The sequence below is a fragment of the Uruburuella testudinis genome (assembly GCF_022870865.1).
Classification (GTDB): Bacteria; Pseudomonadota; Gammaproteobacteria; order Burkholderiales; family Neisseriaceae; genus Neisseria; species Neisseria testudinis.
The window spans coordinates 1,077,595-1,095,565 of sequence record NZ_CP091508.1 but is presented as its reverse complement, the minus strand read 5'-3'; the positions used below and the strand labels follow the sequence as shown (position 1 = coordinate 1,095,565).

Sequence of the window (17,971 nt, the reverse complement as noted above, 5' to 3'; positions counted from 1 at the left end):
AATCGTCTGGAAACCCTAGGGTGCCCTGACCATTCAGAATGATTCAGATTTCTTGTGAGAAAAATACAGATGCCAGGCAAAAAACGCAGCAAGATTAAACATCTTACAAGGCTTTTTAACGCAGCAGATGTGCTTTTCGCGCAAAAAAGGTGATGATATATGAATGGTCAGGATACCCTAAGGCTGCATCAGGCCTTTCTGATTTTTTCCAACAGCGGGATAAAATGCTGTTTGTCGGTTGCTTCTTTTTGGTTGACTAAGGCTAAAAACTGCTGGTCAGGCAAATCCAAAATTTCTACAAACACAGTCAATTCATCATCGCTCAGGTGCTGGAATTTCTTATCCATAAACCGCCCGAGCAGAATATCCAGCTCGAGCAGCCCACGGCGGGTTTGGAAGCGGATGCGCCGCTTCTCGGTGTCGTCAAACTTGGTCATCGTTTACACGGCCCGTTTCAACATGATTTCTTTAATCTTACCGATGGCGCGGGTAGGATTCAAGTGTTTCGGGCACACGTCCACGCAGTTCATAATGGTGTGGCAGCGGAACAGACGATATGGATCGTTGAGGTCGTCCAAACGCTCGTTGGTGATGGTGTCGCGGCTGTCGGCAATAAAGCGGTAGGCGTTGAGCAAACCTGACGGGCCGACAAATTTATCGGGATTCCACCAAAACGACGGGCAGGCGGTCGAACAGCAAGCGCAGAGAATGCATTCATACAGGCCGTCCAATTCTTTACGGTCGTCCTGGCTTTGCAGACGCTCTTTGTTGGCATCTACCGGCTCATCGTTCACCACATACGGCTTGATGGAGTGATATTGTTTGAAAAACTGAGTCATGTCTACAATCAAATCACGAATCACCGGCAAACCCGGCAGCGGCCGCAGCTTGATAGGCTGCTTGAGGCTGCGGATATCAGTAAGGCAGGCCAAACCGTTTTTGCCGTTGATATTCATGCCGTCTGAACCGCAAATGCCTTCGCGGCAGGAGCGGCGGAACGACAAGCTGTCGTCTTGCGCTTTGAGCTTGACCAGCGCATCAAGCAGCTTCACATCGCTGGGCTCGATTTCCAATTCGTAATCTTGCATGTACGGCTTGGCATCCACATCAGGATTGTAGCGGTACACTTGAAAATGTATTTTTTCCATGTGTTGTGTTCCTTAGTAAACGCGTTTGGCCGGTTCGATATATTCTACGGTAAGTGGTTTGGTATGAACCGGTTTGTAAGTCAGGGTATTGGTGAGCGGATGATACAGTGTATGTTTCATCCAATTTTCATCGTCACGCTCAGGATGGTCGTCTGAAGCGTGGGCGCCGCGCGACTCTTTACGCGCTTCAGCAGAAACCAGTGTGGCTTTAGCCACTTCAATCAGGTTATCCAGCTCCAACGCTTCGATACGCGCAGTATTCCATACCTTGCTTTTATCTTTGATTTCGGTTTTTTTCACGCGCTCAGCGATTTCCATCACTTTATCCACGCCCTCCTTCAGGATGGCATCGGTGCGGAATACGCCGGCATGGCCTTGCACCATGCGTTGCAGATCACGGCGCACTTCGTCTACATTTTCGCCGCCGGTTTGGTTTTCCAAACGCGCCAGACGCTGTGCCGTTAAAGCACCCGCATCGGCAGGCAGCGCTTTCCAATCCTCTTGCGCCTTCACATAATCCACCATGCTGTCGCCGGCCGATTTACCGAATACCACCAAATCCAGCAGCGAATTCGTGCCCAACCGGTTGGCACCGTGCACAGACGCACAGGCACATTCGCCTGCGGCATACAGGCCTTTGACCGGCACTTCGTATTCACCGTCTTTCGGCACAATCACTTCACCCAGATAATTGGTAGGAATACCGCCCATCATGTAATGGTTGGTCGGCACCACCGGAATCGGGTCTTTAATCGGATCGATACCGGCAAACTGAATGGCAATCTCGCGGATACCCGGCAGTTTTTCCATAATCTTTTCAGCACCGATATGATCGATTTTCAACAGTACATGGTCTTTATTTTTACCGCAGCCCCGGCCTTCATGAATTTCCATGGCCATGGCGCGGGATACCACATCGCGTGAAGCCAAATCTTTCACGGTAGGCGCATAGCGTTCCATAAAACGCTCGCCATCGCAGTTGAGCAGAATACCGCCCTCACCACGCACACCTTCAGTAATCAACACGCCGGCACCGGCCACGCCGGTGGGGTGAAATTGCCAAAATTCCATATCTTCCAACGGAATACCGGCACGGGCGCAAATGCCCAGGCCGTCGCCGGTATTCATAAATGCATTGGTGGAAGACGCATAAATACGCCCCGCGCCGCCGGTAGCAAACAACACAGCTTTGGCGTGGAAAATATAAACCTCGCCGGTTTCCATTTCCATCGCCGTAACACCGATAACATCGCCGTCTTCATTGCGGATTAAATCCAGCGCTGTCCATTCCACAAAAAACTGTGTATTGGCGCGCACGTTTTGCTGATACAGCGTGTGCAACATCGCATGACCGGTACGGTCGGCCACAGCGCAAGCGCGCTCTACCGCACGTTTACCGTGTTCCGCAGTATGGCCGCCAAACGGGCGCTGGTAAATCTTGCCGCTTTCCACACGGTCAAACGGCATGCCCATATGCTCCAGCTCAATCACAGCTTCCGGTGCACGGCGGGTCATAAATTCAATCGCATCTTGGTCGCCCAGCCAATCGGAACCCTTTACGGTGTCGTACATGTGCCAGTCCCAACGGTCTTCCTGCACATTGCCCAACGATGCGGAAATGCCGCCTTGAGCCGCAACAGTATGCGAACGGGTAGGGAACACTTTAGATAATACAGCAGTATTCAAACCGGATTTGGACAACTGCAAAGCAGCACGCAACCCGGCGCCGCCGCCGCCGACAATCACGGCATCAAATTTACGAACAGGAAAACTCATACCAACCCCCAAATTACTTTAACTGAATAAACCAAACAGCCCGCCAGCCAAACGATGGTGGCCGATTGCAAAAACAAGCGCAAGCCGAACGACTTCACATAGTCCATCCACAAATCGCGGATACCGACCCATGCGTGCAAAAACAACGCCACAAAAGTAACTTGAGTCAAAACCTTCACCCAGGTCTGGGCAAAAAACGACTGCCATGCCTCATAACTGCTCGGCAAAGCCAGTAAAAAAATAACAAAAGCAACGGTATAAATCAGCATAATTACCGCAGTAATACGCTGCATCGCCCAATCACGCAAACCATAGTGCGCGCCGGCCAGTTTACGGTCTACCATAACCACGCCCCCAAAATAACGGTCAACACCAAAGCGGCTACCAGCGTAAATTTCGCCGTAGCACGCGCCGTATGCAGCTCCAAGCCTTTATGGGCATCAAGCAGCAGAAAACGGATACCGGCAATCGAGTGGTGCAGATAAGCCCACAACAAGCCGATCAACGCCAATTTGACCAAGGGATGGGAAACGACCGATTGATACGTGGCAAATGCGGATTCGCTGCTCAGCGTACCGGCCAGAAAGCACAGCAGTAACGGCAGGCTCACAAATAAAATGACCCCGCTGATGCGGTGCAGAATAGAAACAATCCCGGGAATCGGCAACCTGATGTTGGGGATTTCAAGGAATACAGGGCGCTGTTTCGTCTGCATTTCAATTCCTCTTTATAATGTTTTTCTCAAAAACTCAAAACCGAAGCAGATCCGCCAATCGCTACTACAGATTACACGGAACTACGGTAGCGCATAATTTACATCGTTTACCAGTTATTGAACAGCCCTTTCTAGATATTTTTTAATGAAATTTAACAACAGTCTTACAAAATAAAGGGCTTTCATCCGATTACACCCACTCAGAATCCAGCAACAACAACAACTTAAGCAACCGTATTTCGTTCTGCCGACCACTTCGGCCATTGACACACTCTATAATTTCATTGTCATTGACTATGCTGCGGCCAAACAACAATGATTCAGCTTCGCCATCAATGCATCCAATATGACAATCACTTTTTTTGAAATATTCAGCAAAACCGCCATATTCAGCAATTATGCCCGTCGGCATTATCAGCAATAGCAAGCACATAACCAAGACGGCACCTGCAATATTTGCCCACAAACAGCATAACCGCATAATAGATTGATTTCCCAGATTTACTATTTTCTGCCTCTAGATAAAGTTTCAAGCGATTACAAAATATTATTGCCCCTTTTTATAATTTTGGTATGATACAGATTGTTGCAGATCGGCCTACAAAACTTAATTCACTTCGGCAGCATTATTTGATTCTATAGAAATAAAACCGCCGGGCCGCCAAACAGCCTGCAGCGCCTTAAAAACGGATATGCAATATTGAGCATAACTGAATAATATGACAATATATTCTCAAACTGTTTTTAAAGATGCTGTATTCCAATAACACCGTTCACTCAGGAGAATCTTGGTATGAAATCACCCGTTCGTGTTGCCGTTACCGGCGCAGCAGGCCAAATCGGCTATGCTATTCTGTTCCGCATTGCCAGCGGCGAAATGCTCGGTAAAGACCAACCCGTCATCCTTCAACTGCTTGATTTGCCTCAGGCGCAAAATGCTGTAAAAGGCGTCATGATGGAGCTGCAAGACTGTGCATTTCCGCTTTTGGCCGGCATGTTTACCACCGATAATCCTGAAGAAGCCTTTAAAGATGCACAAATTGCCATTCTGATCGGATCCCGTCCGCGCAGCAAAGGCATGGAACGTGCCGATTTGCTGCAAGCCAACGCCGCCATCTTTACCGTGCAGGGTGCAGCATTAAATAAAGTAGCCGACCGCAATGTCAAAGTATTGGTTGTGGGCAATCCCGCCAACACCAACGCCTACATTGCCATGAAATCGGCTCCTGATCTGCCTGCCAAAAACTTTACCGCCATGCTGCGCCTGGATCATAACCGCGCCCTAAGCCAGGTTGCCGAGAAAACCGGCAAAGCTGTTGCCGATATCGAAAACCTGTGTGTATGGGGCAACCACTCGCCCACCATGTATGCCGATTACCGTTTTGCCACTGTTAACGGTGAAAGCGTTAAAGACTTGATTAACGATCAGGCATGGAACGCGGATGTTTTCCTGCCTACCGTAGGCAAGCGCGGCGCGGCCATTATTGAAGCCCGCGGCCTTTCTTCTGCTGCATCTGCGGCCAATGCCGCCATCGACCATATTCACGACTGGGTGCTCGGCACCAATGGCAAATGGGTAACCATGGGCATTCCTTCCGACGGTTCTTACGGCATTCCCGAAGGCACTATGTTCGGCTTCCCGGTTACTTGTGAAAATGGCGAATATAAGTTGGTTGAAGGCTTGGAAATTGATGAATTCAGCCGTGAGCGTATTAATATCACCCTGCAAGAGCTTGAAGAAGAAAAAGCAGGTGTTGCCCATTTGCTGTAACCCCTTCTGAAAAGCAACAATATATTTAAAATCAGCATCATAAAGGCCGTCTGAACATCAGGTTTCAGACGGCCTTTGCTTTACACTTTTTACAAACATCCTCTATTTTATATTCACCACATTGATTTCATAACCCATAAGCGTTTTATAATTAAAAAACACAAACTTTTGATTATGCTTTATTTTTTCGGCCAAAATATAAGTATCACTGTTGCTGGCCAATAAATAATAGCTGCGTTGGTTAAAAGTAACCACATCATAAGTGGTTCTGAAATACGGCCGCAACCAACCGATGCCATAGGCCAATCCAGAAAAATACAGAAAAATAAATATTAAAAAAGCCAATGAATATTGCTCTTTATTTTTATGCCGGCCGAAATCCAACGTGAATAAATTACCTTTCCGGTGAAAGATAATCGAAACCGCCAACCCAAACAGCAAATAGCCCGACCACAAATAAAGCGGTAAATGACCCGCAAAAATATAAAAACCAAGCGCAACCGGTGCAAAAAATACCGAAATCAATACAAAAATACGCAAGCAGCCCACATTGGTAAACAGCTGGGTCTTCTTGACAGCACACAACAGCACATAACCCAAAATATAGCTGACCAGCAACGTGAGGGAAACCACGCCCACATAAGCAATACTGCGCGCGATATTGCTGCGCCCCACTTCCACATGCCACCAAGGATAACCATAATACGCCGCCTGCCCCCAGCCATAACTGTAAGCAGTTGCCCAGCTTGTGATTGCCAAAAAGGCCATAGACACCGAAGAGGTGACCAATTTATTCCAGCTGTGCTTTTCCATTATGAGTGCCCCATCACATATAGAGTAATTATACTACACCAATATAAACATTGTAAATATATTTGATAGTAAATTTTATATTTAAGCATACTGACTAAATAATTTTTAGCCCAATACATGCAAAACCCCGTTCACACTTCCACCAGGCACCCCGCCTATGTTTAAAATCAAGCAAAGCCCATACCCGCGCCCTTGAAACACATCATCTTTTCCCTATATTATTTACCAATGATTTTCTGAAGTCTGCCGGCGCAATGAACGGATACCATTTGCTCCACACCATGCCGGCAGGCCCATACTTGAAAGGACTGATTATGAATAATGCTGCACCGGAAGATTTCATTCCCAAATTCCGCCGCAAGCAGCTCGATGAGCCGGGCTTTTTGAAAAAGCTGGCTCGTTTTGCCGGGCGCTTGGGTGCGCCGGCCGTACGTCAGCTCTATGCCCTTTATTTTTTATTCAAAGACCCGACAACGCCCCGCCGCGCCAAAATGATTATTCTGGGCGCTTTAGTATATTTTTTCAGCCCGATTGACAGCATCCCTGATCTGCTCGGCCCGCTGGGCTTTACCGATGATGTCGCAGTGATTGCCTTAGTTTATTCACAAATGAAAAGTTACCTGACCGATGAAATCCGTGAACGCGCCCGATTGGCCACCAACAAGTTGTTGGGCAAATAAAATCCGACAAAAAAACCATCAAATATGCTGAGCTTGTTTTCAAACGATGCGTTGTTTGCCGGATAAAGCCGGCCTATGTTGTCTTACCGCTTCATCATCAACATCACGACCGCAAGCAAAATTTGATTCAGCATATATCGTTTATTGAGGCCGTCTGAAATTTCAGACGGCCTCCATCATTTCGCCATATTCATTATCAGCATGGCTTTTCAAATAGGTATATCTTAAAAAATATTCCGAAACCGAAGATGAGATATCATCGTGGTTGATATTCATTTATAAAAATATAAAAATCATCTCATACCCATTCATAAAAATAACCTAACGGCATTAGCTCGTCTTACCGTATGTGTGCACTATCTTCGGCTCGCCGCCTGGTTAGCTGACTTTTGTGGGTATCATCACGTTGGTTTGCCATACTTACTGCGCATACTGTTTTCAGCTCTCCATCTTGTCAGCTTAATTTCGAATGAATGAATATGAACCTGTAAAACAAATCAAGGCCGTCTGAAACACGGTTTTATCAGTGTTTCAGACGGCCTTGATTTATAAACCCAAGAGTTTAAAACTGTTTATTGCAAGGGCTTCATGTTCATCACTTCCATCAGGAAGTTGGTAAAAGCAGGATTTGACGGTTTGCTGCGCATGCTCGGCCAGCGCTGCTGCCAACCTTTCAAAGCATTTTGAATATACAGCTTGGATTGTGCCGTATTGATTTCACCACGCTGGCTGTCTACGGCAGAGCGCAGATAAACTTCATACATGCTGTCATCCACCGCATTACGCCCTACCAATTGGATACGGTAGCGGTTGAGATATTGCGCCGCCTGCACCTTGGTAATCTGGCCTTGGCTTACCTGATAACTGAGGCGTGTGGCTTCATCGCGGATTTTAGAGACATCAGTCCAATGGCGTGAAGCCAAACGATAAGTGTCTTTTGAGGTATCCACGGTGGTATTGGTTGGCCGGACAGGCACTTCTTTGAGTGTAGGCAGATAAATCGAACTACAGCCGGAAAGCGCCGCCAATGCAAATAAGAGAGGAAGATGTTTTTTCATAAGGTTTATTATAATCAGGTTTTTCCAATAGGCCAAATGCTAAAAAACAAGCGGCGATAATTTCTGCTTAATTGCAACACTTCTACTGCGCTATAGAGGGAGTTTTTGTTCTTGATAATACAGATACCGGACGAAAAACACAGCAAAATTAAGCATATTGCAAGGATTTTCAGCCCGGCAGATACATTTTCAGGAGCAAGATATACCCGTAAATCAAATTGTCAAAATGCCGATTCTCTTTGAACACAGGCCGAACAACAAAGCAGAACGATGCACACCCATTCACAAAAATAACCTAACAACATTGGTTCGCCTGAGCTCGAAGAAGATTGGTTTCACTAAGGCGCTGAAGCACCAAATCAATCAACCCCGCATGTATGTGCTGCCGACAGTTCACCGCCTTGCTTGCCTGCTTTTTCAATGGGTATCAGCTTAACGGCTATAATGGCATCCTTGGTTTCAGGCGGCCATGCCCTAATCACAAATTACAACAGGCCGTCTGAAAACACACGGCCTGTTGATGGTTCAACGGATGCTTATACCAAATCGGCAAACAACGGCGTAGAAAGGTAACGTTCGCCGTAAGACGGGATCAGCACCACAATCAATTTGCCTTTGTTTTCAGGTTTTTTCGCCAATTCCAAGGCGCTCCAAACGGCAGCACCGGAAGAAATGCCCACCAAAATGCCTTCTTTTTCAGCAATCGCACGGGCGGTGCTGAACGCAGCTTCATTCGGCACTTGGATAATGCTGTCGTAAATCTCGGTATTCAATACGGTGGGCACAAATCCGGCACCGATACCCTGAATCGGATGCGGGCCTTTTTCACCGCCGCTCAACACCGGCGAAGCCTCCGGCTCGATGGCAACAATTTCCACACCCGGTTTTTTGGCTTTCAACACTTCGCCCACACCGGTTACCGTGCCGCCGGTACCCACGCCTGCCACAAAAATATCCACTTCGCCATCGGTATCGCGCCAAATTTCTTCTGCGGTGGTTTCCCGATGCACTTGCGGATTGGCTTCGTTATCAAACTGACGCGGCATAAAGTAAGTATCGGGATGTTCGTCAACCAATGCCTGCGCTTTGGCAATTGCCCCACCCATGCCTTCTGCCGCCGGTGTCAGAATCAATTCGGCACCGAATGCGCGCAACAGCATGCGGCGCTCTTTGCTCATGCTTTCCGGCATGGTAATGGCCAGTTTATAGCCGCGGGCAGCACACACCATCGCCAAACCGATACCGGTGTTACCGCTGGTGGCTTCTACGATAACGGTGTCTTTATTGATTTTCCCTGCTTTTTCAGCAGCTTCAATCATAGATGCGGCAATACGGTCTTTCACGCTGCTGCCCGGATTGAAAAATTCCAGTTTAGCCACTACGCGTGCTTCCAAGCCTTCGGTAAGGCGGTTCAGTTCTACTAAAGGGGTATTGCCGATTAAATCGGTGATGCTGTGCGCAATATTCATAATTCGAAGCTCCTGATTAAACAAATCAACTCAGCCTGCATGGTAACCGCGGGCCGCCTAAAAACCAAATACTTAATGTTTCCTTCTTTATAACTTTTGGTTGTATGCGGAATTTCTGCAACCGCCGTGGCCGGAATTTTCAGTCATCGTGTAAACCGGGCAAATCACATAAAAATACAAATCATTGATATTAAATAATATTTTATAAATCAATCATTTTCACATTTATTTCAATAACGTATTTCCAATAAAGCCTTAACCACCCAGGCCGCCTGAAAAAACAGCGCCAACAGCCAGCCCATCTGCAGCTGGCGCCTGCTGAAACGATTGGCAGGTTCTTTCATGATATGGCTGCGGTGCAGGTAAAACAGCCCCATCATAACTGCTTGAGCCATCATCCAATATACCGGTTTAAAAACATACATTTGCAGCAATGCCGGCAATACATAAGGAGTAATGCCGGCAGGAAAGCGATACCACACCAGTAACAGTAACAGCGCAAACACTAAGGTCATTTGCAGCCCGCTGACCGCAAACAAACTGAGAAACACATTACCCTGCCCCGTATGCCGGGCACCCTGCGGCAGCTTTTGCCAATGATTGGTAAAGAAAAACAGGCTGGCCAACGTGATATAGAAGTGCGGCAGATAAAGCGGGATCCAATGCGTGATGCCCCATATGCCCGGCAATAGCCGCGCACCGGCGATGCCGAAACCCAGCCACAGTAAAATACTGCCCCATAACCATTGAAATTCGCCTGCTTTATAGGCCGCAATCACAAATACGCCGATATAAACGGCCACAAACCAAAAACTGGTATCCGACCACATCAACGATAGCCCATAATGCGCGACAAAGCCGCACCCAACGCTTCGGCCATCCGTTCGATCCATTCAGTCGGCAAATCAGCAGCAAACCGGTTAACATCCGTATCGGCAGCCAGCAACACCGCGCCGGTTGCACCGCCCACCGGCACGGGCAGTTGTAAAAAACTTTCCGGCACACCGCTGCCGGCAGGCAGCAGCGCACGCATTTCCGCACTGATTTTAGTGCCGAGCAAAGGCTTTTCCAACGCCGCAACAGTCGCCCGAACCTTACCGCCGTCTATCTTTATTTCACCGGGAATACGCGCCTTGTTACGCGGTTCGGCAATCAGCAGCAACTTAAACTGATGCAGGCCGAAATCATGTTGCAGCGTCTGATACAAAGCCTGCACCACCTGCCCCACGGTATTGGCGCGCAGCAATTGCACGTCTAAAGCCAATAAGCGTTGCATGGTTATGCGGTTGGCTTCAGAATCCGCCAGCATGATTTCCAGCTGGCCGGCCATTTTATCGATTTTCAACTGTGAGGCCGCCAATTGTGCCTGCGCAAACGAGCGCACTTTGTCATCACGCAAACGCAAACCGAGCGCATCAGCATGCTCGGCCAAAAAGCTCGGATTGGCATTCAAAAAATCTAAAACGCGTTGTTTTTCCATTAATATTGTAACTCACCTTCAAATACGGTTTCGGCAGGGCCTGTCATCATCACATCTTCACCTTCCCGCCACACAATCGACAAACATCCGCCCGGCAACGCTACCTGCACCGGTGCACCCGCTTCCAACAAGCCGAGGCGGACACCTGCCACTACAGCCGCGCAAGCACCCGTGCCGCAAGCTTGGGTTTCGCCGGTACCGCGCTCATACACACGCAGGCGGATGCTTTGTTTATTGACTATCTGCATAAAGCCCACATTCACCCGCTCAGGAAATTGCTCATGCGATTCAATGACTTCACCCCACTTTGCCACCGGAGCGGTTTGCGTATCCGCGACCAAAATCACAGCATGCGGATTGCCCATATTGACACAGCTGACCTGCACAGATTCCAACCCCATCAATACGGTATGTGTTAACGCATCGTCATCTTCACCTGCCGCCGGCACAAACGGAATCTCATGAGGCAAAAAATGTGGTTTGCCCATATTAACTGTTACCAATCCGTCGTCGGTCAGGCGCGGCACAATAATGCCGCGGGCGGTCTCCACAACGATTTCCCGCTTTTCAGTCAACCCCTTATCCAGCACAAAGCGCACAAAACAACGGGCACCGTTGCCGCATTGCTCCACTTCGCTGCCGTCGGCATTGAAAATACGATAGCGGAAATCCACCGCATCGGAAGCAGCTTTTTCCACCAACAATAATTGATCGAAGCCCACACCGGTATGCCGGTCCGCCCATCGGGTAAGCGGCGCCTGCCGGGGGTCGAACTGCTGATTGATGCCGTCGACCACCATAAAATCATTGCCTAAACCATGCATTTTGGTAAATTTCAGCACGCTCATTGTTTTTCCTTAACATTCATATGCTTATTGCTTCGCGCTTCCGAGTCATCCGTTTATGAGAACATTATTGTTCCCGGAAACACAGATACCGGACAAAAACGTTGCAGATACGTTTTCAGGAGCAAAATACACCCGCCAATCAAATAACCACAACGCCCCGGCCAAATGCCGATATTTTCAGACGGCCTGATATATCAGCTTGTTTTTTTTAATCAGTATCAATATTTCAACGCCTTTACCATATTGCTTCAGAGGCCGTCTGAAAAACAAATGGGATTCTACACCATATCCCGCCGTCAGCGCTGTATTCAGATAAAACCATCCCGCCAAAACCATCAAGCAAGATTATTCATATCAAATGATTTTTTATCTGCCTGAAACACTGAATAACAACAGCCGGCTACCAACGTGCGGTCTGCCCTTTTCAACAATAGGTAAAGTTGCGCAGAAACAACACAAAAAACGGCAATATACCGACCAATGGCCTTTACAATTTAAGGCCAATCATTTTTATATCAATATTTTATCACTCGGAAAAACATGCCATTCCATTTAAGCCGTTAAACCAAATCAATTTTTTATGTCTTGGCTTTCATACCCCGCATCAATCACGGCTTTCAGCATATTGCGTTGGTTTTTCACAAAATTACCAGCATGCCAAAATACCGTTTATCTTTAAAAACTTCCGAAAATCACAATATTTTTGACACTTTAAATATTGCTGAAATCCCTAAAAATGGGCAAAATCCACATGTCGGTTTCCAAGTCTGTTCATATTTTATTGATGGGGAACATAACAGCAAAAGCATTTGATTGTCGGCGGAATGCAGAGCAAGGCCAGGGGTACTCAAGCTTGGCAGAAACTTCGTTTTCAAGGCAATGTAACGAACCCTTTTGCCCGATGCTATCGCCCGGTCAATCATAAACAGGCCGCAAAACACAACATTATTTTAACCAAGACAACAATATCATTCATATTACGTTCAGGATAACCTCATGAATATTCAAAAACTCTGCTCAACCTGCCTGGCTTTCACCCTATTAACCGGCGCACAAACCGCTTTGGCAAACGACATTCTGTTTTACCAAAAAGCCTCTGAAGCCCATACCCCGATTAGCGGCAATGTTGCCATGCGGCTTACCTTAGATACTGATGGCCGCACCCGTAATGTGCACATTATACGAAGCAGCGGCTCACCCCACACCGACCGCCTCGCAGTCGAATGGATGCAGCGCCAAACCATGCAGCCGGTTACCCAAAACAACCGCCCCATCGAATTCAGCTTTGTCAAAGAAATCAAGTTCTCACACACCGACACCCTGATAACCGGCATGAGATAAGGCACGGCCATTAGAAAAGCACTTCCCGGCCAAAGCGCTTTTTTTAATGGCGGCAATACCGCGGATTGCCTGTATTTACCTACCATAACACCATCAGCCCCTAAATACGCTATACTTAAGCACCAATATTTTTCTGAAAGCACTCCAATGAAGCAGATGGCGCTTGCAGCCGCTTTCGCGGCCATTCTTTCAGCCTGCACAGTAGGAACTCCGGGGATGTCGGTCGGGCTCGGCATGGGCACCAGCATCGGCCGCCACGTAGGCTTGGGCACATCCATCAATATCCCCGTCGGGCTCGACAAAACCCGCGCCGGCACCACTAACGACAGCGGCATTAATGTTATCGAAGAGCAAATCGTGACCTACTTCGATGCCCAAGGCAACACGCAGAACACTGTAGCGAGAGGTGGTTTCCACCGCCAATTGCTCAACAAACGCGACAACGAATACATCGTGCAAGATTTTTACAGCGACAACAACCGCAAACGCACCGATCCCTACACGCTTTCACGCAACCAATTGATGCGTTTCCGCGCGCATCCCGATAACGGCACCCTGACCACATACGCCTATAACGGCAATCTGATGCAGCAACAAGTGTATCAAAACGGCCGATTGATCAACGCGAAATACTGAGATATTGATTATAAAAACAAAGGCCGTCTGAATTTTTTCAGACGGCCTTTGTTTATACCAACCACTATTTATTAATAAGATTTTTATTAATAAGATTTTGTCTTAACAAGCAATGCAGGCAACATTATAAATTAAGTAAAATCATATGCTTGACCAAAAACCTAACGCAGATGTATTTTCAAAAACAAAAAACACCGCAACCATCCACCGCCTGATACTTATGCACCCTATTTATTCTTACGGCTGCGTTTGCGCGGCGAAGCGTTGCCGGGCTTACTTTTTGCCTTGCCGGTTTCACTCCGCTTGGCAGCAGGCGCATGGTCATCCCGCCGGACAAAAGTAATTTTTCCGTCTACCATTTTCAAAGATTTGGCTTGTTGGCCGCTTTGTTTTGACTTACCCGCTTCAGGCCGAGCCGTCTGAACCGCAACCGATGATGCTTCAGATTGCTTCGGCACTTTGGCTGTTTTAGCCTTTGGCGTTTTTGGCGAAGCGGTTGGTTTGCCCGCAGCCGCTTTGTTACCGCGTTTTTTACCGGCACCGCCGCCACTGATTAAAGTCAGGTCGATCTTACTGGTATCCAAATCGGCGCGCGCCACCCTCACCACTACTTCATCACCCATATTGAAACGCACGCCACTGCGCTCACCTTCCATGGCCATGATTTCAGGGCGGAAGTTGAAATAATCTTCACCCAAATCGCTGATATGCACCATGCCTTCGATGTGGATATCATTCAGGGTAACAAAAATGCCGAAGTTAGCCATGCCGGACACTCGGCCGTTAAACACTTCGCCTACCTTATCGCGCATATAATAGGTTTTCAGCCAATTTTCTACATCACGGCTGGCATCATCAGCACGACGTTCATTAAACGAACAGGAAACACCCAACGCCTGCCATGATTTAGGCGCATATTTTTCCCCCCGCAACACTGCTTTAATCGCACGATGCACCGTTAAATCAGGATAACGGCGTATCGGCGAAGTAAAGTGGGCATAAGCCTCATAAGCTAAGCCGAAATGGCCTTCGTTATTCGGCTCATACACGGCTTGCTGCATGGAACGCAACAACATCACCTGTAACAACTCCCGATCAGGACGATCTTTGATTTTTTCGGCCAAATCTGCATAATCTTTAGGGGTTGGCTTATCACCGCCGCCCAAGTGCAAGCCCAACAGGCCGAGCTGCTCGCGTAAAGTGGCCAGTTTTTCAGGCGTCGGCCCCAAGTGGTTGCGGAACAAAGCCGTATGTTTGTTTTTCAACAAAAATTCAGCAGCACACACATTGGCCGCCAGCATACACTCTTCAATCAGTTTGTGGGCATCATTACGCACCACCGGCACAATGCGCTCGATTTTGCTGTTATCGTCAAACAACATCTGCGTTTCTGTGCTCTCAAACTCCATCGCACCGCGCTGTTGGCGTTTTTTCTGTAAAATTTGAAACAGCTTATACAAGGGCTCGATTTGCGCTTTATGCGGATAATCGCCCCCACCCTCAATCCAATCCCACACTTGCGTATAAGTAAGGCGTGCATGCGAACGCATCACAGCCGGATAAAATTTATATTCCTTAATATTGCCGGCATAAGTCACCACCATATCGCATACCATACACAGCCGCTCAACATCAGGGTTGAGCGAACAAATGCCGTTGGAAAGCTTTTCCGGAAGCATCGGAATCACGCGGCGGGGAAAATAAACACTGGTTGTGCGCTCTACTGCATCCATATCGATAGCATCACCCGGCCGCACATAATGGCTCACATCCGCAATCGCCACAATCAGGCGGTAATTTCGGCCGACTTTTTCAGCATACACCGCATCATCAAAATCACGCGCAGTTTCACCATCAATAGTCATCAACGGCAAATCACGCAAATCTACACGGCCTTGATAATCCGCCGGGCGCACTTCATCAGGAATATCAGCCGCCGCTTTCAAACATGCCTGACTGAACACATGCGGTAAATGATGCTTGCGCACAGCAATTTCAATTTCCATACCGCTGTCCGCATAATCGCCCAATACCTCTATCAGTTTGGCCACAGCCGGACGGTGCCCGTCGGGATAGCTTTCGATTTCCCCCACCACCACCTGCCCCGGCTCGGGTTTGAATGACGGCAAGCTTGCAGGATCCAACATAATACTTTGATTCAGCCGCTTATCTTCCGGCTCAAGAATAGCAATGCCGCGCTCAACATAAAAGCGCCCGACCACCTGCGTTTGCGCCCGCTCGACAATATCCAGCACCTGCCCCTCCCGGCGCCCGCGGCGGTCGACACCCGCCGGGCGCACGGTCACAATATCACCATGCATTACACCGCGCATCTGCCGTTCATACAATACAAAATCACCCTCTCCGGTGGGCGTCAACGGCACAGCGAAGCCGAAGCCGTCTTTATGAGCTTCGACACGGCATTTTACCAAAGCCAACTTATCGGCCACACACACCGCACCGCGCCGGTTAATCAGCACCTGCCCGTCACGCGCCATCGCCTTAATACGCCGTTCAAAAAATTCGTATTCCTCGTCGGTAATCGATAATTTTTGCGCCAGCGTAGTAATTTTGAGCGGCACCCCCTCTTTATCGAGCAATTCAATCACCCATTCCCGGCTGGGCAACGGATTTTCATAACGCTGTTGTTCGCGGCTTAAAAAAGGGTCTTTTTGGCGTAGACTTAATGACTTAGTGTTTTTTTTCATTTCGATGATTGACAATCTTTCATTTGAATATATAATGCACATCTTCGTTAAGACAACACTTTAACGTAAAGTAGCAATTAAAGCAAAGCCCAGGTGGCGGAATTGGTAGACGCGCTAGCTTCAGGTGCTAGTATCCTCACGGGTGTGGAAGTTCGAGTCTTCTCCTGGGCACCAACTGCTTGAATGGTTATACTGATACAAAGTGAAGTTTTAATGACACAATCTGAAAGCCCAGGTGGCGGAATTGGTAGACGCGCTAGCTTCAGGTGCTAGTATCCTCACGGGTGTGGAAGTTCGAGTCTTCTCCTGGGCACCAATATATCAAACCAGCTAATCATTAGCTGGATTTTTTATTATCTCATAAATCTAAAATATCAAGCCGTCTGAAAACCATCTGGCTTCAGACGGCCTTTTGATACCCATTCACAAAAGCAAACTGACAAAACAGTACATACACAGAGCCAATTGACTCGGCACTTCAACGCCTTAGCAAAACCAGCCCTCTTCGAGCACCGGCAAACCAATGTTGATTAGGTTATTTTTGTAAATGGGTGTTTAATAGAGACCCTGGGCAATTTGATTTATGGCTGATTTTTTTGCTCCCGAAAACGCATCTGCTGTGTTAAAAAGATGATACATGAATTGTCAGGACACCCTTAGGATGCCCTGACAATTTGTTTATGAGGGGATTTTTGTTCCTGAAAATGCAGATGCCAGGCAAAAAACGCAGCAAGATTGGGCATCTTGCGAGGCTTTTTAACGCAGCAGATGCGTTTTCAGGGCAAAATACACCCGTAAATCGAATTGTCCGGACACCCTAGTATTGCACACCACATCAATCCACCGTATAATCCGCCCTTTACAAATCGCTGCAAAACATCACACTTGGAGAGGTGGATGAGTGGTTGAAGTCGCACGCCTGGAAAGCGTGTATACGTGAATAGCGTATCGAGGGTTCGAATCCCTTCCTCTCCGCCAAAATACAACAAAAAATCCCTTGTTTTACAATGGATTTTTTCCATTCTCAGCAATATTCAGATGCTATTCATACACCACACCCGCGGCCAATCCGCCATCATCCAAAGCACCATAAGATTGCTCCCAAGCCCGCCCTGCTTCTGCGGCATCACATTGGCCTGAAAACATACGTTGCTTTGAATCCATATGGTGAACAGGCAACATCTGCAGTTTCTCACAATTCCATTCTGATAACGGTGTTTCAGCAGACTGAGCCTCCGAACCACTGAACGGAAACATCACCAAAATCACACTGAGCGCCAAAGCCAGCATCAATTTTTTGAACTTATTCATATCCATCTATCCAGCACCTTTCGCAAAAATAAAATTTTTTAAATTTAAAATAAAGTTTTATTTAGATATTTTCAACAATAACCATACCAAAGTTGCGCTCATATGCAGACTGAGTATTTTTCCTAAATAAAACCTCAAAAACAAAATATAACCTAAGCTTTCCAGCATATTACTAAGAAAAAAATAAATAAGCAATCTTTTTTCTTAGTAAAGTTAA

At 47.5% G+C, this 17,971-nt stretch carries 18 protein-coding genes and 3 tRNA genes; 7 read left to right on the top strand and 14 right to left on the bottom strand.

What is annotated here, in order from left to right; genetic code table 11:
- Positions 1 to 188: 188 nt before the first annotated feature.
- The 6 genes from LVJ83_RS05125 to LVJ83_RS05100 form a co-directional block, all read right to left on the bottom strand.
- Complete coding sequence (locus LVJ83_RS05125) at positions 189 to 437, bottom strand: FAD assembly factor SdhE (RefSeq protein WP_244786944.1); 249 nt, start codon at positions 435 to 437, stop codon at positions 189 to 191.
- A gap of 3 nt (positions 438 to 440) precedes the next feature.
- Positions 441 to 1,148, bottom strand: coding sequence for a succinate dehydrogenase iron-sulfur subunit (locus tag LVJ83_RS05120; RefSeq protein WP_244786942.1), 708 nt, complete (start codon positions 1,146 to 1,148; stop codon positions 441 to 443).
- A 12-nt stretch (positions 1,149 to 1,160) separates the two neighbouring features.
- On the bottom strand, positions 1,161 to 2,924 hold the full coding sequence (gene sdhA, locus LVJ83_RS05115; RefSeq protein ID WP_244786940.1) for a succinate dehydrogenase flavoprotein subunit: 1,764 nt from the start codon (positions 2,922 to 2,924) through the stop codon (positions 1,161 to 1,163).
- Positions 2,921 to 3,268 (bottom strand): succinate dehydrogenase, hydrophobic membrane anchor protein, encoded by a 348-nt coding sequence (gene sdhD, locus LVJ83_RS05110; protein ID WP_244786938.1) that lies wholly within the window; start codon positions 3,266 to 3,268, stop codon positions 2,921 to 2,923. Before sdhD ends, sdhA begins: the two co-directional genes overlap by 4 nt.
- Positions 3,262 to 3,639 (bottom strand): succinate dehydrogenase, cytochrome b556 subunit, encoded by a 378-nt coding sequence (sdhC, locus tag LVJ83_RS05105; RefSeq protein WP_244786936.1) that lies wholly within the window; start codon positions 3,637 to 3,639, stop codon positions 3,262 to 3,264. Before sdhC ends, sdhD begins: the two co-directional genes overlap by 7 nt.
- A gap of 190 nt (positions 3,640 to 3,829) precedes the next feature.
- Positions 3,830 to 4,105 carry a hypothetical protein gene (locus LVJ83_RS05100; RefSeq protein WP_244786934.1) on the bottom strand — a complete coding sequence of 92 codons (276 nt, stop codon included), beginning with the start codon at positions 4,103 to 4,105 and terminating at the stop codon, positions 3,830 to 3,832.
- A 327-nt stretch (positions 4,106 to 4,432) separates the two neighbouring features.
- Between LVJ83_RS05100 and LVJ83_RS05095 the strand changes: the two genes are divergently transcribed.
- Complete coding sequence (locus tag LVJ83_RS05095) at positions 4,433 to 5,410, top strand: malate dehydrogenase (protein ID WP_244786932.1); 978 nt, start codon at positions 4,433 to 4,435, stop codon at positions 5,408 to 5,410.
- A 102-nt stretch (positions 5,411 to 5,512) separates the two neighbouring features.
- Here LVJ83_RS05095 and LVJ83_RS05090 read toward each other — a convergent pair whose 3' ends face one another.
- Complete coding sequence (locus LVJ83_RS05090; protein WP_244786931.1) at positions 5,513 to 6,223, bottom strand: hypothetical protein; 711 nt, start codon at positions 6,221 to 6,223, stop codon at positions 5,513 to 5,515.
- A 314-nt stretch (positions 6,224 to 6,537) separates the two neighbouring features.
- Here LVJ83_RS05090 and LVJ83_RS05085 point away from each other — a divergent pair, with 314 nt between their 5' ends.
- Positions 6,538 to 6,903 (top strand): YkvA family protein, encoded by a 366-nt coding sequence (locus tag LVJ83_RS05085; RefSeq protein ID WP_244786929.1) that lies wholly within the window; start codon positions 6,538 to 6,540, stop codon positions 6,901 to 6,903.
- A 572-nt stretch (positions 6,904 to 7,475) separates the two neighbouring features.
- Here the strand turns inward: LVJ83_RS05085 and LVJ83_RS05080 are convergent.
- The 5 genes from LVJ83_RS05080 to dapF form a co-directional block, all read right to left on the bottom strand.
- Positions 7,476 to 7,961, bottom strand: a complete 486-nt coding sequence (locus LVJ83_RS05080) for a prokaryotic membrane lipolipid attachment site family protein (protein WP_244786927.1) — start codon at positions 7,959 to 7,961, stop codon at positions 7,476 to 7,478.
- A gap of 536 nt (positions 7,962 to 8,497) precedes the next feature.
- Positions 8,498 to 9,430 carry a cysteine synthase A gene (gene cysK, locus LVJ83_RS05075; RefSeq protein ID WP_244786925.1) on the bottom strand — a complete coding sequence of 311 codons (933 nt, stop codon included), beginning with the start codon at positions 9,428 to 9,430 and terminating at the stop codon, positions 8,498 to 8,500.
- Positions 9,431 to 9,660: 230 nt separating this feature from the next.
- Positions 9,661 to 10,260, bottom strand: coding sequence for a hypothetical protein (locus LVJ83_RS05070; protein ID WP_244786923.1), 600 nt, complete (start codon positions 10,258 to 10,260; stop codon positions 9,661 to 9,663).
- The gene (locus LVJ83_RS05065; protein WP_244786921.1) at positions 10,260 to 10,910 is read right to left on the bottom strand and encodes a DUF484 family protein; all 651 of its coding nucleotides are present in this window, start codon (positions 10,908 to 10,910) and stop codon (positions 10,260 to 10,262) included. Before LVJ83_RS05065 ends, LVJ83_RS05070 begins: the two co-directional genes overlap by 1 nt.
- A complete protein-coding gene (dapF, locus tag LVJ83_RS05060) occupies positions 10,910 to 11,758 on the bottom strand; it encodes a diaminopimelate epimerase (RefSeq protein WP_244786919.1) in 849 nt (282 codons plus the stop codon). Before dapF ends, LVJ83_RS05065 begins: the two co-directional genes overlap by 1 nt.
- Positions 11,759 to 12,754: 996 nt before the next feature.
- On the opposite strand from dapF, the gene LVJ83_RS05055 reads away from it, so the two are divergent.
- Entirely contained in the window at positions 12,755 to 13,099 is a 345-nt protein-coding gene (locus LVJ83_RS05055; protein WP_244786917.1) for an energy transducer TonB, read from the top strand.
- A 147-nt stretch (positions 13,100 to 13,246) separates the two neighbouring features.
- Positions 13,247 to 13,735 (top strand): NemA protein, encoded by a 489-nt coding sequence (locus LVJ83_RS05050; RefSeq protein ID WP_244786914.1) that lies wholly within the window; start codon positions 13,247 to 13,249, stop codon positions 13,733 to 13,735.
- 227 nt (positions 13,736 to 13,962) lie between these two features.
- On the opposite strand, the gene rnr is transcribed toward LVJ83_RS05050, so the two are convergent.
- Positions 13,963 to 16,443, bottom strand: coding sequence for a ribonuclease R (gene rnr / locus LVJ83_RS05045; RefSeq protein WP_244786912.1), 2,481 nt, complete (start codon positions 16,441 to 16,443; stop codon positions 13,963 to 13,965).
- An 87-nt stretch (positions 16,444 to 16,530) separates the two neighbouring features.
- Between rnr and LVJ83_RS05040 the strand changes: the two genes are divergently transcribed.
- From LVJ83_RS05040 to LVJ83_RS05030, 3 genes are all read left to right on the top strand, one after another.
- A tRNA-Leu gene (locus LVJ83_RS05040) sits at positions 16,531 to 16,617 on the top strand.
- A gap of 55 nt (positions 16,618 to 16,672) precedes the next feature.
- A tRNA-Leu gene (locus LVJ83_RS05035) sits at positions 16,673 to 16,759 on the top strand.
- A gap of 571 nt (positions 16,760 to 17,330) precedes the next feature.
- A tRNA-Ser gene (locus LVJ83_RS05030) sits at positions 17,331 to 17,421 on the top strand.
- A 63-nt stretch (positions 17,422 to 17,484) separates the two neighbouring features.
- Here the strand turns inward: LVJ83_RS05030 and LVJ83_RS05025 are convergent.
- Positions 17,485 to 17,760 carry a hypothetical protein gene (locus tag LVJ83_RS05025; protein ID WP_244786911.1) on the bottom strand — a complete coding sequence of 92 codons (276 nt, stop codon included), beginning with the start codon at positions 17,758 to 17,760 and terminating at the stop codon, positions 17,485 to 17,487.
- Positions 17,761 to 17,971 lie beyond the last annotated feature (211 nt).

What these genes read in the sequence shown, in the direction of transcription:
- LVJ83_RS05125 (WP_244786944.1), bottom strand. Translation starts at nt 437, where the DNA reads ATGACCAAGTTTGACGACACCGAGAAGCGGCGCATCCGCTTCCAAACC.
- LVJ83_RS05120 (WP_244786942.1), bottom strand. Translation starts at nt 1,148, where the DNA reads ATGGAAAAAATACATTTTCAAGTGTACCGCTACAATCCTGATGTGGAT.
- sdhA (WP_244786940.1), bottom strand. Translation starts at nt 2,924, where the DNA reads ATGAGTTTTCCTGTTCGTAAATTTGATGCCGTGATTGTCGGCGGCGGC.
- sdhD (WP_244786938.1), bottom strand. Translation starts at nt 3,268, where the DNA reads ATGGTAGACCGTAAACTGGCCGGCGCGCACTATGGTTTGCGTGATTGG.
- sdhC (WP_244786936.1), bottom strand. Translation starts at nt 3,639, where the DNA reads ATGCAGACGAAACAGCGCCCTGTATTCCTTGAAATCCCCAACATCAGG.
- LVJ83_RS05095 (WP_244786932.1), top strand. Translation starts at nt 4,433, where the DNA reads ATGAAATCACCCGTTCGTGTTGCCGTTACCGGCGCAGCAGGCCAAATC.
- LVJ83_RS05090 (WP_244786931.1), bottom strand. Translation starts at nt 6,223, where the DNA reads ATGGAAAAGCACAGCTGGAATAAATTGGTCACCTCTTCGGTGTCTATG.
- LVJ83_RS05085 (WP_244786929.1), top strand. Translation starts at nt 6,538, where the DNA reads ATGAATAATGCTGCACCGGAAGATTTCATTCCCAAATTCCGCCGCAAG.
- LVJ83_RS05080 (WP_244786927.1), bottom strand. Translation starts at nt 7,961, where the DNA reads ATGAAAAAACATCTTCCTCTCTTATTTGCATTGGCGGCGCTTTCCGGC.
- cysK (WP_244786925.1), bottom strand. Translation starts at nt 9,430, where the DNA reads ATGAATATTGCGCACAGCATCACCGATTTAATCGGCAATACCCCTTTA.
- LVJ83_RS05070 (WP_244786923.1), bottom strand. Translation starts at nt 10,260, where the DNA reads ATGTGGTCGGATACCAGTTTTTGGTTTGTGGCCGTTTATATCGGCGTA.
- LVJ83_RS05065 (WP_244786921.1), bottom strand. Translation starts at nt 10,910, where the DNA reads ATGGAAAAACAACGCGTTTTAGATTTTTTGAATGCCAATCCGAGCTTT.
- dapF (WP_244786919.1), bottom strand. Translation starts at nt 11,758, where the DNA reads ATGAGCGTGCTGAAATTTACCAAAATGCATGGTTTAGGCAATGATTTT.
- LVJ83_RS05055 (WP_244786917.1), top strand. Translation starts at nt 12,755, where the DNA reads ATGAATATTCAAAAACTCTGCTCAACCTGCCTGGCTTTCACCCTATTA.
- LVJ83_RS05050 (WP_244786914.1), top strand. Translation starts at nt 13,247, where the DNA reads ATGAAGCAGATGGCGCTTGCAGCCGCTTTCGCGGCCATTCTTTCAGCC.
- rnr (WP_244786912.1), bottom strand. Translation starts at nt 16,443, where the DNA reads ATGAAAAAAAACACTAAGTCATTAAGTCTACGCCAAAAAGACCCTTTT.
- LVJ83_RS05025 (WP_244786911.1), bottom strand. Translation starts at nt 17,760, where the DNA reads ATGGATATGAATAAGTTCAAAAAATTGATGCTGGCTTTGGCGCTCAGT.